Below are 1,176 nucleotides of genomic sequence, written 5' to 3'. Positions count from 1 at the left end.
ATGGCGAAGAGCAAGTTTGAGCGTAACAAGCCGCATGTGAACATCGGGACGATTGGTCACGTTGATCACGGCAAGACGTCGCTGACGGCGGCGATCACGAAGTACTTCGGCGAGTTCCGCGCGTACGACCAGATCGATGCGGCGCCGGAGGAGAAGGCGCGCGGCATCACGATCTCGACGGCGCACGTCGAGTACGAGACGGAGAACCGTCACTATGCGCATGTCGACTGCCCCGGGCACGCCGACTACGTGAAGAACATGATCACGGGCGCGGCGCAGATGGACGGCGCGATCCTGGTGTGCTCGGCGGCCGACGGCCCGATGCCGCAGACGCGCGAGCACATCCTCCTGGCGCGCCAGGTCGGCGTTCCCGCGATTGTGGTGTTCCTGAACAAGGTGGACCAGGTGGACGACGCCGAGCTTCTGGAGCTGGTGGAGCTCGAGGTTCGCGAGCTCCTCTCGTCCTACGACTTCCCGGGCGACGACGTTCCGATCGTGAAGGGCTCGGCGCTGGCGGCGCTCGAGGACTCCAACAAGGAGATCGGCGAGGACGCGGTGCGTCAGCTGATGAAGGAAGTGGACGCCTACATCCCGACGCCGGAGCGTCCGATCAACCTGCCGTTCCTGATGCCGATCGAGGACGTGTTCTCGATCTCGGGCCGGGGCACGGTGGTGACGGGTCGTGTCGAGCGCGGCATCGTGAAGGTGGGCGAGGAAGTCGAGATCGTCGGCATCCGCGACACGAAGAAGACGACGGTGACGGGCGTCGAGATGTTCCGCAAGCTTCTGGACCAGGGCCAGGCGGGCGACAACATTGGCGCGCTGGTTCGCGGCGTGGACCGCGAGGGCGTGGAGCGCGGCCAGGTTCTGTGCAAGCCGGGTTCGGTGAAGCCGCACACGCGCTTCATGGCCGAGGCCTACATCCTGACGAAGGAGGAGGGCGGTCGCCACACGCCGTTCTTCACGAACTATCGTCCGCAGTTCTACTTCCGCACGACGGACGTGACGGGCGTCGTCTCGTTGCCGGAGGGCACGGAGATGGTGATGCCGGGCGACAACGTGACGATGGACGTCAAGCTGATCGTTCCGATCGCGATGGAAGAGAAGCTGCGCTTCGCCATCCGCGAGGGCGGCCGCACCGTCGGCGCCGGCATCGTCGCCAGCATCGTCGAGTAA

The 1,176-nt window shown here is 65.3% G+C and carries 1 protein-coding gene; it reads left to right on the top strand.

Annotated elements, in window-relative coordinates:
* A partial coding sequence (tuf, locus tag AUL34_RS21670; RefSeq protein WP_061938841.1) for an elongation factor Tu occupies window positions 1-1,176 on the top strand: 1,176 nt, incomplete at its 5' end.

This window comes from Aureimonas sp. AU22 (genome assembly GCF_001463745.1).
GTDB lineage: Bacteria > Pseudomonadota > Alphaproteobacteria > Rhizobiales > Rhizobiaceae > Aureimonas.
This window is presented reverse-complemented; position numbering and strand designations above follow the sequence as displayed.